The following is a 17,038-nucleotide window of genomic DNA, read 5'->3' as shown; positions in this document are numbered from 1 at the left end:
CCGATGCAAACGCATCAACGCCGCTGGCGCGGACGTGGGCGATGGAAGGTGAAAGGCGCTGGGCCGTCAAGCTCAACGCTTTACTCCGCTTCGGATTCAATATTGAGATTGACGGCACGGGCCGGCACCACTGTCGAGATGGCATGCTTGTACACCATCTGTGTCACCGTATTGCGCAGCAATACGACATATTGATCGAATGATTCGATATGGCCCTGCAATTTAATGCCATTGACCAGGTAGATCGAGACAGGAACATGCTCTTTGCGTAATGCATTGAGGAATGGGTCTTGTAACAGTTGCCCTTTGTTGCTCATAACAGCTCCGTTTGTTTATGTTGTTGTGTAAGAATTGGAGGCGACTCGCTTGATTTCAAGTGCTCTCACACCTCTCTCACGGAGAAAGATGCGTCATAGCTACTGTAACCTGTTTTCACGATCGCTGTCGCGCAGGGTGCATTAACAGATTATTATTCTGGCGTTAATGCCCACGAATGGCAATCTTATTTGCTGTCGGCGCCGCATTATTACTGCGGCGCCTTAATTAACGCTTAATGTTGCGTCCGATTTATTTGCCCGGCGTGCGCGCAAACGGATTTTTACCGGTGCGCAGTTCGATCCGCAACGGCGTGCCGACCAGCGCAAAGGTATCGCGGAAATGTTTTTCCAGATAGCGCTTGTACGGATCGCCGACGGCGTCGAGTGCGTTGCCGTGAATCACGATCACCGGCGGGTTCATGCCGCCCTGGTGCGCGTAGCGCAGCTTCGGACGGATCGAACCCTTGCGGCGCGGCTCCTGCTTCTCCACGGCCTCGATCAGGGCGCGCGTCAGCTTCGGCGTCGACAGGTCGCACATGGCGGCCGCATAAGCAGCGTTGAGCGACTTCATCAGGGGACCGATGTTGGTGCCCTTCAGCGCCGAAATGAAATGCATCTGCGCGAACGACAGGAAGTCGAGCTTGCGGTCGATGTCGATCTTGATCTCGTCGCGTTCATGCGATTGCAGGCCATCCCACTTGTTGACGGCCACCACCAGCGCGCGGCCCGACTCCAGGATAAAGCCGGCAATATGCGCGTCCTGCTCCGAGATATCCTGCTGTGCGTCGAGCATCAGCACCACCACGTTGGCTTCCGAAATCGACTGCAGGGTCTTGACGACCGAGAATTTCTCGATCGCTTCGAACACCTTGCCGCGGCGGCGGATACCGGCCGTGTCGATCAGCGTGTACTGCTGGCCATCGCGCTCGAACGGAATCTCGATCGAGTCGCGCGTCGTGCCCGGCATGTCGAAGGCGATCACGCGCTCTTCGCCCAGCAGGGTGTTGATCAAGGTCGACTTGCCCACGTTCGGACGGCCGACCAGGGCGATCTTGATGCCGCGGTCGGTTTTTTCCAGCTCTTCCGGCTCGTCCGGACGCTGCGCAAACGCCAGGTCCAGCATCACTTCGACCAGGTCGTTGACGCCGTCGCCGTGTGCCGACGAGATCGCATACGGATCGCCCATGCCCAATTCATAGAATTCGGACACCACGGCCGTATAGCGCATGCCTTCGCTCTTGTTGACCACCAGCAGGACCGGGCGGCCGCTCTTGCGCAGGAAGTCGACGATGGTCTTGTCATGCGGGGTCAGGCCCTGGCGGCCGTCCACGATGAATACCACCACGTCGGCCTCGGCCACGGCCTGCTTGGTCTGCAGTGCCATCTGGTGCATGATGCCTTCCTTGGCGACGGGTTCGAAACCACCCGTATCGATGACCAGGAAGGGACGTTCGCCGACACGGCCTTCGCCATAGTGACGATCGCGCGTCAACCCAGGCAAATCCGCCACCAGCGCATCGCGCGAGCGGGTCAGACGATTGAATAAAGTCGATTTCCCAACATTGGGTCGACCTACTAGTGCAATTACCGGCTTCATTTGTATTACTCGACCGCGAGAGCGGTCACTGTCCCTGATTGGGTTTGAAAAATCAAATTCGAACCGGCAACGACAGGAACCGAAACAATCGGGCTGCCGTCGGTACTGATCCGACCTATTAATGCACCATCTTCCCGTGACAGGAAGTGGATGTAACCTTGATAGTCGCCAACGGCCACGCTGCGGCCGTACGACGCTGGCGTCGACAGGCGGCGGCGCGCCAGCGCGTCATTCTTCCAGGCGCCCTGCCCGCCATCGCGGGCGAACGCCACCACCGAACCCTGGTCGTCGGCGGCAAACACGAAACGCTGGTCGACCGCCACGCCCACATCGGACGAGATCGGCTTGGTCCAGCGCGGCATGCCCGTGGCGGCGTCGAAACAACCGGCCTTGCCCTGGTACGTGACGGCGCAGACGTCGGCTTCGAACACCACCGGCGTGCCGGCGATATCGGAGACGCGCTCCAGTTCGGTCGCGCCGCGCGGTTCGCTCACCACGACCTCCCAGCGTACCACACCGGTGGCTGCCGTCAGCGCCACCAGCTTGCCGCCCGGCTGGGCCACGTAGACGTTGGCGCCGCCCAGCACCATGCCCGGCGCATTGCGCAAGGTCAGTGCCGGCGTCGTGCGCTGCACCACCCATTTGCGTTCGCCCGTTTTCGCGTCGAAACCGAAGATGCGGTTGTCGACGCTGCGCACCACCACCATGCCCTGGCCGACTACCGGCGCGGTCAGCACTTCGCTGGACGCCTGTGCCTTCCACAGTTCCTTGCCGTCCGCATCGAACGCCAGCACCACGCCCTTGACGCCGCCGACCACTACCACATTGCCATCGGTGCCCGGGCTTGACGTGATGTCGGTGCCGGCCTTGATGCGCCAGGTTTCACGGCCGGTGGCCGCATCGAGGCGCGCCAGCGCACCGTCGGCGTTGACCACGTACAGGCTGCTGCCGGACAGCGCCGGAGTGAATGCATACACGCCCGACTTGCCGATCGAGTATTTCCAGGCATCGCGTACGGCCATGCTCGATTTTAACTCGACCAGCTTGGCCGGCTCGGTTTTCGGATCTTTCTTGGCAAACGGGTTCCACGACGAGCAACCCGCCATCAAGACCATCAGGCTTGCCGCTACCAGCTTTTCAGTGAGACGCATAAATGTTATCCAACCTTTTTCTTGTACTTGTAAAGTGCGCGGCAAGCGTGCCGCGCAGCAGAAGCGATGGCGATCAGGCAGCCGCCGGAGCAGCCTTGGCCTTCTCTTCCGGCACGCTGCCGCCGATGGCTTCCAGTTTCACCTGGATCAGCTGGCGGCCCGGGTTGTTCTTGCTGGTGGCGGTAAACGCGGCCAGGTAGGCCGTGCGGGCGTCGGCCAGCTTGTTCTGCGCGACCAGGATATCGCCCTTGCGGTCGGCGATGGCGCCGGCAAATTGCGGCACGCTGTCGCCGGACAAAGCCTTCAAGGCGTCGTCGTAGGCTTTTTCGTCCAGCAGCACGCCGGCCAGACGCAGTTTGGCGATCGCCTTGTACTCTTCGCTGCCATGCTCAAGCACCCATTGCAGCTGGGCCTTGGCGGTTTTCAGGTCCTTCGCGTCGAACGCCGCCTTGGCCGCGGCCAGGCCGCTCATCTGTGCATATGCCGTGCCGCCGAAGCGCGACTGCATGTCGCCGGCTGCGCGCTGGATCCTGGCCGCATCCTTGGCCGCGATGGCGCCCTGCAGCTCATCGTACAGCTGGCCGGCCTGCGCCGCCTGCGTGCGCTGGTAGTACTGCCAGCCGGCCCAACCGCTGTAGCCTGCCAGCGCGACGATCAGGACCCAGGAGGTCAGGTTGCCGTAGCGCTTCCACCATGCCGAGAGGGATGCCAGTTGTTCTTGCTCTTCGTGATCGTATGCCATGAGTCGTCAGTGTAATGAGTAGTGGATCGAGGGTGGAACCATGTTGCCACAATCATGCGGCAACGTGTACAGGTATCAGTGGTGGTGATGCACATGGCCGCCAGGACCGTGGTCATGGCCGCAGTCGTGCTCGCCGATGATCTGGTCGACCACATAGTCGACCACATCGTCGAACGGCACCGTGTTCTGCTGGGCGGCGCCTTCGGCGTCGCGCAGCGCTTTGACGGTGGCAACGTTGTTGGCGATCTCATCGTCACCGAGGATCACGGCAAACGCTGCGCCGCTGGCATCGGCCTTTTTCATCTGCGTCTTGAAGCTGCCGCCGCCATTGCTGGCCGCGCAGTGCAATACCACGTCCAGGCCCGCGTCGCGGATGCGCTCGGCCAGCACGAATGCCTGCAGGCCGGCCTGTTCGCCCTGGTGCACCAGGTAGACGTCGCACTGGGCGGGCGCTTCCGGCTCGGCCGCATCCTTCATCAGCAAAATCAGGCGTTCGACGCCCATGCCGAAGCCGACCGCCGGCGTGGACTTGCCACCGAACATTTCGACCATGCCGTCGTAGCGGCCGCCGGCGCAGACGGTGCCTTGCGCGCCCAGCTTGTCGCTGACCCACTCGAACACCGTGCGGTTGTAGTAATCAAGGCCGCGCACCAGGCGTGGATTGATGGTGAACGGAATATTGTTATGGTTCAAAATCTTCTGCAGGCCGTGGAAGTGGGCCAGCGACTCCTCGCCCAGGTATTCCAGCAGCTTCGGCGCGCCGTTCACCAGGTCCTGCATGGCAGGGTTCTTGGTGTCCAGGATGCGCAGCGGATTGCTGTGCAGGCGGCGCCTGGCTTCTTCGTCGAGCAACTCGCTGTGGCTTTCCAGGTAGGCGATCAGGTCGGCACGGTGGCGCAGGCGCTCGGCCGCGTCGCCGATCGAGTTCAGTTCCAGGCGGATGCCTTCCAGGCCCAGGTCATCCCACAGGCGGCGCGACAGCATGATCAGCTCGGCATCGATATCGGGGCCCGTAAAGCCGATCGCTTCCACGCCGAACTGGTGGAACTGGCGATAACGGCCTTTCTGCGGGCGCTCGTGGCGGAACATCTGGCCCTTGTACCACAGGCGTTTCGGGCCTTCGTAGACCAGGTTGTGTTCAACCACGGCGCGCACCACGCCGGCCGTGCCTTCGGGACGCAGGGTCAGGTTGTCGCCGTTCATCGAATCGGTAAACGAATACATTTCCTTTTCGACGATATCGGTCACGGCGCCGATGGCGCGCGCAAACAGTTTCGTCTCTTCCACGATCGGCGTGCGGATCTGCTGGAAGCCATAGCTCTGCAGCACCGACTGGGCGGTGTTTTCAAACAGCTCCCATAGCGGTGCGTCGGCGGGCAGGACGTCGTTCATGCCTTTGACGGCGGTGATTTTATCGGCTTTTTTAATTTCGGACATTTGTGTTCTTCTTCTTTACTTTTTGCTTTACCTAAGTTGTCGGATTACGCCCGGAGGGCTAATCCGACCTACCAACCTACCCGAGCTACGCTGCTACCGTGCCGTAGTGGCTTTTTACATAGTTCAGGACGATGTCCTGGAATTCCTCGACGATGCGCTCGCCGCGCAGGGTGACCACTTTTTCGCCGTCGACAAATACGGGCGCGGCGGGCGATTCGCCGGTGCCGGGCAGGCTGATGCCGATATTGGCGTGCTTCGATTCGCCGGGACCGTTGACGATGCAGCCCATCACGGCCACGTTCATCGCTTCCACGCCCGGATACAATTTCTTCCATTCCGGCATCTGCTCGCGCAGGTAGGTCTGGATATTGTCGGCCAGTTCCTGGAAGGTGGTCGATGTGGTGCGCCCGCAGCCGGGGCAGGCGATCACCATCGGCGCGAACTTGCGCAGGCCCATGGTCTGCAAAATCTCCTGGCCGACGATCACTTCGCGCGTGCGGTCGCCGCCCGGTTCGGGCGTGAGCGAAATGCGGATGGTGTCGCCGATGCCTTCCTGCAGCAGCACCGCCAGCGCCGCCGTCGAGGCCACGATGCCCTTGCTGCCCATGCCCGCTTCGGTCAGGCCCAGGTGCAGCGGATAGTCGCAGCGTTTGGCCAGTTCGCGGTAGACGGCAATCAGGTCCTGCACGCCCGACACTTTGCACGACAGGATGATCTTGTCGCGCGCCAGGCCCAGCTCTTCGGCGCGCACGGCGTTTTCGATGGCCGAGGTCACCAGTGCTTCGTACATCACGGCTTGCGCCGGCCACGGTTCGGCGCGGCCCGCGTTCTCGTCCATGATGCGCGCCAGCAAGGCCTGGTCCAGGCTGCCCCAGTTGACGCCGATGCGCACCGGCTTGTCGTAGCGGCAGGCCGCTTCGATCATCTGTGCGTATTGCGTGTCGCGCTTGGCGCCCTTGCCCACATTGCCCGGATTGATGCGGTATTTCGACAGCGCACGCGCGCAATCGGGAAAGTCGTTCAGCAGCGTATGGCCGTTGTAGTGGAAGTCGCCCACCAGCGGCACGTCGATGCCCATCTTGTCGAGCTGGTCGCGGATATACGGCACCGCCATCGCGCTTTCCGGACGGTCCACCGTCAGGCGCACCAGTTCGGAGCCGGCGCGCGCCAGCTCCTTGATCTGGATCGCCGTGCCGATCGCATCGGCCGTATCCGTATTGGTCATCGACTGCACCACCACGGGGGCGTCGCCGCCCACCCAGATCTGGCGCTGGCCATGTGCAACGAGCACCTTGCGGCTGTCGCGCCGGCCGGACGGGCCGGAGCCGATCGCTGTATTCGAGGTAGCCATAATATTATCTTGTCTTGTTTAACTTGTTACTTGACGCGGTTATTTGACGCTATTACTTGATATTCACGCGGGCAATGGTGCCGCCCGAAATCGTCGGCAGGTCCAGCTTCGCGCCGCGCAGGGTCGCTTGCACCACGCCCGGCTTGCCGACCACCAGCACGGCCGGGCCGGTGATCTCGAAGGTTTCCGTGCTGCCCGCCTTGACCATGCGCGAAATCAGCGGCGTCGTGCCCGGACGGCGAATTTCAACCCATGAATCCTGCTCCACTTTCAATACCAGCGCATTGGCGCCCACGGCGGCCGGGGCAGTAACAGCCGCTGGCGCCTCGGCAGCCGGCACGGGAGCGGCAGGCGCGGTAACCGCAGCGGCCGCCGTCACCGGAGCCGAAGCCGGTGCATCGGTGCTGCTGCCGGCCGGCGGCGGCACGGAAATCAATGGCACCGACGGCGTCTGCACCGGCGACAACTCCTGGCCCGGCTTGACCAGCGTCGTTTCCACCGGGCTGACCACGCTGGTATGCACGGCTTCCTTGTCGGCATGCGCAAACAGGGTTGCCGGCATATAGCCCATCTTCCAGGCGCCGAAGGCAACCGCCGCCACCACAACCACGGCGCCGGCGATCCACACCGTCGAATTGGACGAACGCTGCGTCATCGACGGAAAGCGCGACTCCGAAAACGTCGCTGAAATGTCGCGGCGCGCCGGCGCGGCATGATGCTCCTGCACCGGCGTCGGCGGATGGACTTCGATCATCGCCACCAGCGGCGCCGCGTCGAGCCTGACCACCTTGGCATAGGCGCGCACGAAACCGCGCACCACGGCCAGGTTCGGCAAGGCCGCCACGTCGCCCTCTTCCAGCGCCACGACCTGGCGCGGCGCCAGCTTGAGCTGCTCGGCCACCTGCTCCACCGGCCAGCCCAGCGCTTCGCGCTGCGCCTTCAGTTGTGCGCCTGCCAACGCAAGATTGCCCTGGGGCTGCTGAGGTGTTTCTGCCCGCTCTGAATTCATTGGTATCCCTGTCTCACTCATCAAACGCCCCACTTTGATAAGCAGCATATTCGGGCGAGCCGGAATGCTGGCGGCGCAATTGCGTCACCAGGCCAGCTTCCGCGCCCGCATCCCCGAGCTTATGCTGCACCTTGATCCCGAGCCACAGCACATCGGCCGTCTGGCTCTCCATCGTCGCTACCGTACCGAGACGCGCCAGGTACAGCGCCGCCTGCCGGTAGTCCTGCTGTTCGTAATACGCGCGCACCAGGCCGGCATACGTGCCTGCCGCGCCCGGTGCGATGCGCTCCGCCTGGTGCCAGTAGGCGGCGGCGCGCGGGTAATCTTTCAGGGCCAGGCTGCAGGCGCCCGCATTATGCAGTGCCTTTTCCGGCGTCGCGTATGCGGCATCCTGCAGCGCGGCGTCGAAATACGCCAGCGACTGCGCCGCGCGCCCGGTCTGGCACAGGAACTGGCCATAATTATTGCTCAACTCGGGATTGTGGGGCGCAAGGCGCAATGCGTAAAGAAAATCTTTTTCAGCGGGCGCCGGCTGGCGCAGCGCGGCCAGGATCAGGGCGCGCATGCCGTGCGCCTGGGCGTCGCCCGGCGCCAGCTGCAGCGCCTGCTGCGCCTCGTCCAGCGCGATGGCCAACTGGCCTTGTTCGTAATAGGCGCTGGCCAGCTGCAGGCGCAGCGCGGCGCGCTGTGCCGTCGCGGCCTGGTCCTTGCCGATGGTGGAAACACAGCCGGCCAGCAGCACGCCCAGGCTGACAGCAGCCAGGGCAAGCGTGCGAGGGTAAGCCATGCCTCCCCGCATCAGGAGCGGATCTCGACGATCTTGCCGAAATTGGCGCCAAACTTCTGCTGGTACTCGGTCATTTTTTCCATGCGTTCCTGCACCCGCGTACGGTCCTTTACTTCGCCGGCCAGCTGGCCGCAGGCCGCATCGATATCGTCGCCGCGCGTCTTGCGCACGGTGGTGATGATGCCGCCATCCATCAGCACCTGGGCAAACGCCTTGATGCGCGGGTTTTTCGAGCGGAACAGGCCCGACTCGGGGAACGGGTTGAACGGAATCAGGTTGAACTTGCAGTTCACGCCAAACTCGCGGTCCTGCACCAGCGCCAGCAGTTCGCGCGCATGCTCGTCGCTGTCGTTGACGCCGTCGAGCATGCAGTATTCAAAGGTGATGAAGTCGCGCGGCGCGAACTCCAGATAGCGTTTGCAGGCCGCCATCAGTTCCTTCAGCGGGTATTTCTTGTTCAGCGGGATCAGGCCGTCGCGCAAGGTGTCGTTCGAGGCGTGCAGCGAGACGGCCAGGGCCACCGGCACTTCCTGCGACAGCTTGTCCATCATCGGCACCACGCCCGAGGTCGACAGGGTAACGCGGCGGCGCGACAGGCCGTAGGCGTTATCGTCGAGCATCAGTTTCAGCGCGGTGACGGTCGGCTCGAAGTTCAGCAGCGGCTCGCCCATGCCCATCATCACCACGTTGGTGATCTGGCGCTCGCCTTTCGGGCCCGGCTCGATGCCCTTGGTGCGGCGCAGTTCGAATTCGGCCATCCACAGCTGGCCGATGATTTCGCCCACCGTCAGGTTGCGGTTGAAGCCCTGCTTGCCGGTCGAGCAGAAACGGCAGTTGACGGCGCAGCCGGCCTGGGTCGAGATGCACAGGGTGCCGCGGTTATCTTCCGGAATGAACACGGTTTCCACGGCATTGCCATTGCCCACGTCGACCAGCCACTTGCGCGTGCCGTCGGTGGAGGTATGGTCGCTGATGATGGCCGGCGCGCGCACTTCGGCGCGCGTGGCCAGCTTGTCGCGCAGCGACTTGGCCAGATCGGTCATGGCATCGAAGTCGGAGGCGCCAAACTGGTGGATCCAGCGTTGCAGTTGTTTCGCACGAAACGGTTTCTCTCCCAACTCGGCGCAGTAGGCGATGAGTTGCGCGGGATCGAGGTCCAGCAAGTTGGTGAGTGTTGTCGTTGTCATGATGGTACCTATTCTAAAAATCCGTCCCCGCGCGCACAGAACAATCCGGCGCAGCGGGAACAGGGGGGATAAAGTTATTTCACAGATAACGCCAGGAAATAACGTTATCCAAGGCTATCAGGCCTTCAGTTCTGGGAAGAAGTAAGCGATTTCCACTTGGCCAGCTTCGACAGCGTCCGAACCGTGAACGGCGTTGGCATCGATCGAATCGGCGAAATCGGCGCGGATCGTGCCTTTTTCCGCTTTTTTCGGATCCGTCGCGCCCATCAGGTCACGGTGGGCCAGAACGGCGTTTTCGCCTTCCAGCGCTTGAATCATGACTGGACCGGAAACCATGAAGTCGACCAGGTCTTTGAAGAAGCCGCGTTCTTTGTGCGCTGCGTAGAAGCCTTCAGCTTGTTCGCGCGTCAGCTGGGTCATGCGGGCTGCAACGATTTTCAGGCCAGCGTTTTCGAAACGGCTGTAGATTTGGCCGATTACGTTTTTTGCAACTGCGTCTGGTTTGATGATCGACAGGGTGCGTTCGATTGCCATGTGTGAAAACTCCAATAAAAAGAAAGGTTTAAAACAATAATTGATAGTTCAATCAACCTTTGATTTTACCATACTACACTCCATGTCACCCAGAGCGACAGCCACGATCTTGCAAGCCAGATGCGTTTAATGGAATCTTAAGCTGGTTTTTTTGCAAAAAAGCGGGGCCATGCTATCCTTGCACAAAGAAGTAAATCGAATTTGACAACACGGAGGCTTTATGAATCAGAACCTGCAACGCACCTTTGACCTGTCGGGAGGCATGCAACAAGTACGCCACCAGGTCTTGCGCAATACTTACTGGCTGCTGGCGCTGTCCATGATACCGACCGTGCTGGGCGCTTTTATCGGCGTGCAGATGCACCTGCCGATGCTGACCGGCGGCATGGGCTTCATCATCTTCATGGCGGTCGCCTTCGGCTTCATGTACGCCATTGAAAAAACCAAGAACTCGGGCCTCGGCGTGGCCGTGCTGCTGGGCTTTACCTTCTTCATGGGCCTGATGCTCACGCCTATCCTGACCCGCACCCTGGGCTACTCGAACGGCGGCATGCTGATCATGACGGCCTTTGGCGGCACGGCCACCATCCTGGCCGTGATGGCGACCATTGCCACGGTCTCGAAGCGCGATTTCTCGGCGATGGGCAAGTGGCTGTTCGCCGGCGTGATCGTGCTGATCCTGGCATCGGTGGCCAACATCTTCCTGGGCCTGTCGGCACTGTCGATCGTGATCTCGGTGGTGGCCATCGCGATCTTCTCGGCTTACATCCTGTATGACGTGCAGCAGATCATCAACGGCGGCGAGACCAACTATATCTCGGCGACCCTGCGCATCTACCTCGATGTGTACAACATCTTCACCAGCCTGCTGTCCCTGCTGGGCTTCGCTGGCGGCAGCCGCGACTAAGCGCCGTTACAAAAACGCCCATGGCTGCGTTGCGGCGCCTTGCCCTGAACGTTTTTGAAATGCGCTTGCATTAGAATGATGTAGCAACAAAAAACCGGCCTCGGCCGGTTTTTTTACGTCTGCCGCCTTAAAAATCGTGGTTCGGCGGGTAGCTGCTGTAAAAATCATTGTCCCACCTGAAATTGGTAAACGCCACCGTCAGCGAAATGTCCAGCGCCTCCACGAAGTGCCAGCAGCCGACCGGCAGGAACAGGATTTCGCCCGGCTCCAGCACGCACTCGCGCACCTGCACGTCCCGCATCAGCGGATAGCGCTGCAGGTCGATCTCGCGCCCGTCGACGGGCGTGAAGCAATGGCGCTGGTTGTACACGCGCGCCACTTCGCAAGCGGCCATGATGCGCACGCGCTTGCGCCCCGCCACCTGGGCCATGAAGTTGTTGGTCAGGTCGTGGTGAAATGGCGTGATGGTGCCGGCCGGACCGAACCACAAAAAGCCCGCTCTCTCCCCATCCTGGCGCAGGTACTCGGGCAGCTGGCCGATATCGTCCCACAGCTCGCGCAGCGCCTGCCGGTTGCGTGAATTGTTATTGGCCGTCATGTAGAAATCATTGGTGATGCCACTGCTGTCGACCAGGCTGGCGTAGTCGCCAAAGGCCATGCTGCGCTTGTGCGCGATGCTGTTCATCTCGTACTGGGAGTCGGCCTCGCGGCCGAACTGCACTTCCACTTCGCGCTGCCCATAATGCTCGCGAAAATAAGCGGGGCTCCAGAGCCGCCGCGCCGGCCAGTCGTCCAGCATGCCGGTGATGATCACGGGCTGGCTGGTGCAATAATAGTCCTGCAAAAATTGCTGACCGCTCAGCCGGTGACAGCGCGCAATGTCGGGCGCGCGCAGCCGGTTCAGCTTGCGCCCGATATCGATCACCCAGTCGCGCTTGGCCAGCCGGTTCGACAGCCTTGCGGCGCCGGCCAGGTAGGGGCTGTGCAGCGCCAGCTCCACTTCGCGCCGCGCCAGCGCCTCCCCGATGCCTGCCTGTTGCAGCACCGGCAGCAAGCTGGCCGGATGGCTGCCCAGCATCAGGTTTTCCGCGATCCAGCTGCGCCATTCACGGCTCAATTCTTCCGTTTCCTTCCTGCTTGCCAAGTTCGACACCGCCGCCATCGCCGCCTCCTGTTCCTGGTATAAAAAAAGACCGGGCTGCTTGCGCCGCCCGGCCGTTGTTGCTTACCTGACCTTCCACACCTCGGTGGCCAGCACGCCATTCGCATCGCCATCGAGCTCCCACGAGAAGGCGCCGCGCAGGCCCTGGTCCTTGACGTATTGCACCTTGGTGCCGATCACCGTCGGATCGTCATAGCTCCACCATTGGCCGCCCGCCTCCGTGTACAGATACAGCTGCCGGGTGACCGGATGGTAGTAGCGCGTACCGGACTTGGCGACCAGGACTTTGTAGTCGTCGATGCCCGCCTCGTAGGTGCCGGGCGCCATGCCGCTGGCGCTCTGGTACAGGCCGTCGCCATTCGGCCCCGGCGCCACGCCGGTCCAGCCGCGGCCATAGAACGGAATGCCCAGCAACAGCTTGTTGCGCGGCACGCCGGCGGCAATCATGTACTGCACTGCCTTGTCCGCCACATACTCGCGCGCCATGCCGGTCGACGGATCGGCCGGATCGGCAAACAGCTGGGCGTTGAAGTTGGTGCTGCTTTCCCAGCCGCCGTGGAAGTCGTACGTCATCAGGTTGATCCAGTCCATGTACTGCGAGTACAGGGCCGGCTCCGTGTTGTCGATCTTGTCCTTGCCGGCGCCGACCGCCGCCGTCAGCAGGTAGCGCTTGCCGTTGGCCGCACCCAGCGCATCGAGCTGGCTGCGAAATTCCGCCATCAGCAAGGTGAAATTGCGCTTGTCGTTCGGGCTGACGGTGTTGTACGGCTGGCCGCCGCCGACCGGATATTCCCAGTCGATATCGATGCCGTCGAAGATATTGGCCGCCGAGCCGACCCCGCCGCGTCCCTGCGACAGCGGCAGGTTGCCCTTGATATACAGGTCGATGCAGGAACTGACCATCTGCTTGCGCAGCGCATCGGTGGCGGAGCCGGCCGAGAAGTTCTTCGACCAGCTCCAGCCGCCCAGCGAAATGAACAGCTTGAGGTTCGGATGGGCGGCCTTGAGCTTTTTCAGCTGCAGGAAGTTGCCGGACAAGGGCGCATCCCACGGTATCGCCTGGCCGTCGACCGTGCGTTTCGGCGTGCGGATATAGTCGGCTTCCGCATCGCCGCCCGTGCCGGCGTCCGGCGCGTTCGGATTGGTGGCGCCCGGCTCGGCCTTGGTGATCATGCCGCATTCATAGCCGCCGTTCTTCGCATAGATATTGCCGAAGGCGTAGTTGATGAAGGTCAGCTTGTCGGCCACGCCGCTGCTGTGCACATTGGCCACTTCGTAATCGCGGCCATACACGCCCCACTGGGCAAAATAGGAGCCAACTTCGCGGCCGGTTGGCGTTGGTGTTGGCGTTGGGGTGGGTGTCGGAGTCGGTGTCGGTGTCGGTGTCGGTGTCGGCGTCGGTGTCGGCGTCGGTGTCGGGGTTGGCGTGGTGGTCGGCGTGGCGCTGCAGGCATCCTGGCTGGTCCACGGCTTGCCCGTGCCGGCGCCGCCGTTGTTGGTCGACGGGTTGTCGCCCTGGGTCCAGTAATTCGCGCGGTAGTTGATGCCGCCAAGGCTGACGGTAGCGCCCGCGCTGTAGGCGGTGCCGGCGACCCAGGCCAGTGCGCAGCTGCCTGCCGTGGCCGGCGGCGTCGGTGTCGGTGTCGGTGTCGGAGTAACCGGCGTCGGCGTTGGCGTCGGTGTCGGAACAGGCGTGGGCGTTGGCGTTGGAGTGGTGACGCCGCCGCAGGTGCCGCCGGCGCTCCACAGGCTGGGCGTGGCGACCGGATTCCAGCCGGAGCCGACGTGATCGGTCTGCGTTACCAGTGCCGTATAGTTGGCGCCGAGGTAAGTCACCACTGCGCCCGCGTTATAGGTGCCGCCCTCCTCCCAGGCGGTACAGGCGGCCGTGCTGGCCGCCAGCATGCTCGCGCCGGGCGTCACGCCAGCATCGCCGCCACCACCGCCACATGCGGCCAGCACGCTGCCGCCGGCAAGGCAGGCCATCATGTTGCGTATCGTTTTACTGAGTATTAAATTTTCCACGCTGTCTCCTTCAGGTTGCGGAAAGGGCACTCTGTTAATGAGCTACTCTGTTTTTGAAGTTGCAAGAAGAGAATGCTATTGAAAAAACAGCACGTCAAGTGGTTTTATAGTGGCATCAAACTGGGTAATACCAATTCAACATGCGGCGCTTTCTGGGGAGGCAAAACGGCGCCTATTCCTACTGGAGATATGAAAAAAACGGGAGGGAAGGACGGCGGGAAAACCGGCCGAGAAAAAAACCGGACCAATTTGATACAACAGGCGAAGTGGTATTACGTCAGGGATAAGTCACACGGCGGGCGCCTGCCTGGCCGCCCGCCTGCAAGTCATTTATTGCGCCAGATCGAATACCGCCATCGACTCCACGTGCGAAGTATGCGGGAACATATTGACCACGCCGGCCTTCGACAGCCGGTAGCCCGCTTCCAGCACCAGGATGCCGGCGTCGCGTGCCAGCGTCGACGGGCTGCACGACACATACACGATGCGTTTCGGCAGCATGTCCGGGCGCACCTGCGCCAGGCCGACCAGCGCCTGGCACAGCGCCATCGCGCCGTCGCGCGGCGGATCGACCAGGATGCGGTCAAACTTGCCCAGCGCGATCAGGTCGTCAGTGCTTACTTCAAACAGGTTGCGCGTCGAGAACGAGGTTTTTTCCGACAGGCCGTTGGCCAGCGCGTTTTCCAGTGCGCGCTCGGTCAGGGTGGTGCTGCCTTCGATACCGACCACTTCGCTGCCCTGGGTGGCCAGCGGCAAGGTGAAGTTGCCCAGGCCGCAGAACAGGTCGGCCACGCGGTCGGTCGATTGGACTTCCAGCAGGCGCAGCGCTTTCGACACCAGCACGCGGTTGATATGGTGATTGACCTGGGTGAAGTCGACCGGCTTGAACGGCATTTTGACGCCGAATTCCGGCAGCAGGTAATGCAATTGCTTGTCGAGCGGGTAGAACGGCACCGCCGTTTCCGGCCCTTTCACCTGCAGCCACCATTGCACGCCGTATTCGTCGGCAAACGCTTTGAGCTTCGTTTCATCGTCCGCTGTCAACGGCGCCATGATGCGCAGCACCATCGCCGTGACATCCTCGCCGATGGCCAGTTCGATCTGCGGCATCTGGTCGAAAATCGACAGCGAACCGATCAGCGCGCGCAGCGGCAGCAGCATGGCCGAGATATGCGGCGGCAGGATTTCGCAGCTGTCGATATCGGCCACGAACGCCGATTTCTTTTCATGGAAACCGACCAGCACCGTCTCTTTTTTCTTCACGTGGCGCACCGACAGGCGCGCGCGGTAGCGGTAGCCCCAGGTCGGGCCATACATCGGGCGCATGATGTTCTCGGCGCGCACCTTGCCGATATGCCACAGGTTGTCTTCCAGTACGCGCTGCTTGATGGCGACCTGGGCCGATGGCTCCAGGTGCTGCATCGAGCAGCCGCCGCAGTAATCGAAATGCTTGCACTTCGGCGTCACGCGCAGCGACGACTCGCGGTGCAGCGCCGTCATGCGGGCCGCTTCCCAGTTCTTCTTTTTCTTGAACGTCACGAAGCTGACGCGTTCGCCCGGCAAGGCGCCTTCGACAAACACGACCTTGCCCGGCGAGCCGTCTTCATTCTCGATGTGGCCGACGCCGCGCGCGTCCATGTCGAGCGATTTGATTTCGATAATGTTTTCTTGCATAGCGATCAATAGGTAAGAGTGGGCCAGACGCAGGGCCGCGCTGAAACTTGAAGGAGAACAGGGAAAGGTCAGGCGCCGCGAGCGGGGCGTATGATAGCAGATGCAGGCCCGCAACAACCGGGCCCGGGTGTCCTACAACAGCGAATCGCGCACGACGCCGCGTGCGGCCATCGCGCGTTTGAGCTTGATCAAGGCTTCCTGCTGGATCTGGCGCACGCGTTCGCGCGTCACGCCCATTTCCTCGGCCAGCGTTTCCAGCGTGGCCGGATCGTCGTTGTCGAGTCCGAAGCGGCGCATGATCACCACGCGCTGCTTGTCGGGCAATTTGCTGAGCCAGTCGCGCACCAGCACCGTCATCTCATGGTGTTCGGCGCGCGCATCGGGGCTGTCTTCGCTGGCGCCGGGCAGCATGTCCATCAGCGACGATTGCGGATCGTTGTCGAGCGGCGCGTCGAGCGAGGTAGCGTGTTCCGACAGCGCCAGGATATCCTGCACTTCCTCGACCGGACGGCCCACCAGGTGGGCGATGTCTTCGGCCGACGCATCCTTGCCGTCGTGGTGCTGCGCTTCCAGGTGGTATTTGCCGCGCAGGATCTGGTTCAGTTCGCGCACCATGTGCACTGGCAGGCGCACCGTGCGCGCCTGGTTCATGATGGCGCGCTCGATGCTCTGGCGTATCCACCAGGTGGCGTAGGTGGAAAAACGGAAACCGCGCTCGGGCTCGAACTTGTCGATGGCGCGCATCAGGCCGATGTTACCCTCCTCGATCATGTCGAGCAGCACCACGCCGCGGTTGATGTAATGCTTGGCGATCGATACGACCAGGCGCAGGTTGTGCTCGATCATGGTCTGCCGCGCTTCGAAGTTGCCCTGCTTGGCCAGCGTGGCGTAATGCACTTCCTGCGGCGCCGTCAGCAGCGGGCGCGTGCCGATCTGGTTCAGGTAGTGCTGGGTGGTATCGGTCGACAGTTCGGCCGCCAGCACTTTTTTCAGCTCGTCGACGCTGTCGACCACCACGCTGGGGCCGGCCGTCTCGCCGGCCTCGGCGCTGTCCACGCCGTCGATCCCGTCGGCATCTTCGGTCAGTACCTCGTCCAACACTTCGTCGTGCGGGTCCGGTTCATCGTCATGCGGATCGTGCGGCGCGTTTTTCATTGC

General features: G+C 62.1%; 15 protein-coding genes. 1 reads left to right on the top strand and 14 read right to left on the bottom strand.

Going from position 1 to position 17,038, the window contains the following annotated elements; all coding sequences use genetic code 11:
• Positions 1 to 80: 80 nt before the first annotated feature.
• The 10 genes from hfq to ndk form a co-directional block, all read right to left on the bottom strand.
• Positions 81 to 317, bottom strand: a complete 237-nt coding sequence (gene hfq / locus RTQ46_RS10190) for an RNA chaperone Hfq (protein ID WP_008450615.1) — start codon at positions 315 to 317, stop codon at positions 81 to 83.
• A gap of 250 nt (positions 318 to 567) precedes the next feature.
• A complete protein-coding gene (der, locus tag RTQ46_RS10185) occupies positions 568 to 1,914 on the bottom strand; it encodes a ribosome biogenesis GTPase Der (RefSeq protein WP_094441271.1) in 1,347 nt (448 codons plus the stop codon).
• A gap of 5 nt (positions 1,915 to 1,919) precedes the next feature.
• Entirely contained in the window at positions 1,920 to 3,065 is a 1,146-nt protein-coding gene (gene bamB, locus RTQ46_RS10180; protein ID WP_312436313.1) for an outer membrane protein assembly factor BamB, read from the bottom strand.
• 73 nt (positions 3,066 to 3,138) lie between these two features.
• A complete protein-coding gene (locus RTQ46_RS10175) occupies positions 3,139 to 3,807 on the bottom strand; it encodes a tetratricopeptide repeat protein (RefSeq protein WP_312436311.1) in 669 nt (222 codons plus the stop codon).
• Between the two features lie 75 nt (positions 3,808 to 3,882).
• The gene (gene hisS / locus RTQ46_RS10170) at positions 3,883 to 5,244 is read right to left on the bottom strand and encodes a histidine--tRNA ligase (protein ID WP_312436310.1); all 1,362 of its coding nucleotides are present in this window, start codon (positions 5,242 to 5,244) and stop codon (positions 3,883 to 3,885) included.
• Positions 5,245 to 5,329: 85 nt separating this feature from the next.
• Positions 5,330 to 6,595: a flavodoxin-dependent (E)-4-hydroxy-3-methylbut-2-enyl-diphosphate synthase gene (ispG, locus tag RTQ46_RS10165; RefSeq protein WP_312436309.1), complete on the bottom strand. Its 1,266-nt coding sequence runs from the start codon at positions 6,593 to 6,595 to the stop codon at positions 5,330 to 5,332.
• A gap of 52 nt (positions 6,596 to 6,647) precedes the next feature.
• Positions 6,648 to 7,553, bottom strand: coding sequence for a helix-turn-helix domain-containing protein (locus RTQ46_RS10160; RefSeq protein WP_312436308.1), 906 nt, complete (start codon positions 7,551 to 7,553; stop codon positions 6,648 to 6,650).
• A gap of 64 nt (positions 7,554 to 7,617) precedes the next feature.
• Entirely contained in the window at positions 7,618 to 8,391 is a 774-nt protein-coding gene (gene pilW, locus RTQ46_RS10155; protein WP_312436307.1) for a type IV pilus biogenesis/stability protein PilW, read from the bottom strand.
• A gap of 11 nt (positions 8,392 to 8,402) precedes the next feature.
• On the bottom strand, positions 8,403 to 9,578 hold the full coding sequence (rlmN, locus tag RTQ46_RS10150) for a 23S rRNA (adenine(2503)-C(2))-methyltransferase RlmN (RefSeq protein ID WP_312436306.1): 1,176 nt from the start codon (positions 9,576 to 9,578) through the stop codon (positions 8,403 to 8,405).
• Positions 9,579 to 9,695: 117 nt separating this feature from the next.
• Entirely contained in the window at positions 9,696 to 10,112 is a 417-nt protein-coding gene (gene ndk, locus RTQ46_RS10145) for a nucleoside-diphosphate kinase (protein ID WP_065310563.1), read from the bottom strand.
• 220 nt (positions 10,113 to 10,332) lie between these two features.
• Between ndk and RTQ46_RS10140 the strand changes: the two genes are divergently transcribed.
• A complete protein-coding gene (locus RTQ46_RS10140) occupies positions 10,333 to 11,019 on the top strand; it encodes a Bax inhibitor-1/YccA family protein (protein WP_312436305.1) in 687 nt (228 codons plus the stop codon).
• Between the two features lie 127 nt (positions 11,020 to 11,146).
• Here the strand turns inward: RTQ46_RS10140 and RTQ46_RS10135 are convergent, their stop codons facing one another.
• The 4 genes from RTQ46_RS10135 to rpoS form a co-directional block, all read right to left on the bottom strand.
• A complete protein-coding gene (locus RTQ46_RS10135; RefSeq protein ID WP_312436303.1) occupies positions 11,147 to 12,181 on the bottom strand; it encodes a cupin-like domain-containing protein in 1,035 nt (344 codons plus the stop codon).
• A gap of 63 nt (positions 12,182 to 12,244) precedes the next feature.
• Entirely contained in the window at positions 12,245 to 14,206 is a 1,962-nt protein-coding gene (locus tag RTQ46_RS10130) for a glycosyl hydrolase family 18 protein (RefSeq protein WP_312436302.1), read from the bottom strand.
• Positions 14,207 to 14,536: 330 nt separating this feature from the next.
• The gene (gene rlmD / locus RTQ46_RS10125) at positions 14,537 to 15,880 is read right to left on the bottom strand and encodes a 23S rRNA (uracil(1939)-C(5))-methyltransferase RlmD (protein ID WP_312436300.1); all 1,344 of its coding nucleotides are present in this window, start codon (positions 15,878 to 15,880) and stop codon (positions 14,537 to 14,539) included.
• Positions 15,881 to 16,012: 132 nt separating this feature from the next.
• Positions 16,013 to 17,035, bottom strand: a complete 1,023-nt coding sequence (rpoS, locus tag RTQ46_RS10120; protein ID WP_312436299.1) for an RNA polymerase sigma factor RpoS — start codon at positions 17,033 to 17,035, stop codon at positions 16,013 to 16,015.
• Between the last annotated feature and the right edge of the window lie 3 nt (positions 17,036 to 17,038).

Origin of the sequence: Janthinobacterium sp. (genome assembly GCF_031995485.1) — a bacterium.
GTDB lineage: Bacteria > Pseudomonadota > Gammaproteobacteria > Burkholderiales > Burkholderiaceae_D > Janthinobacterium.
Note: the sequence above shows the minus strand (reverse complement) of the source record. Positions and strands in the feature narration are given on the sequence as shown.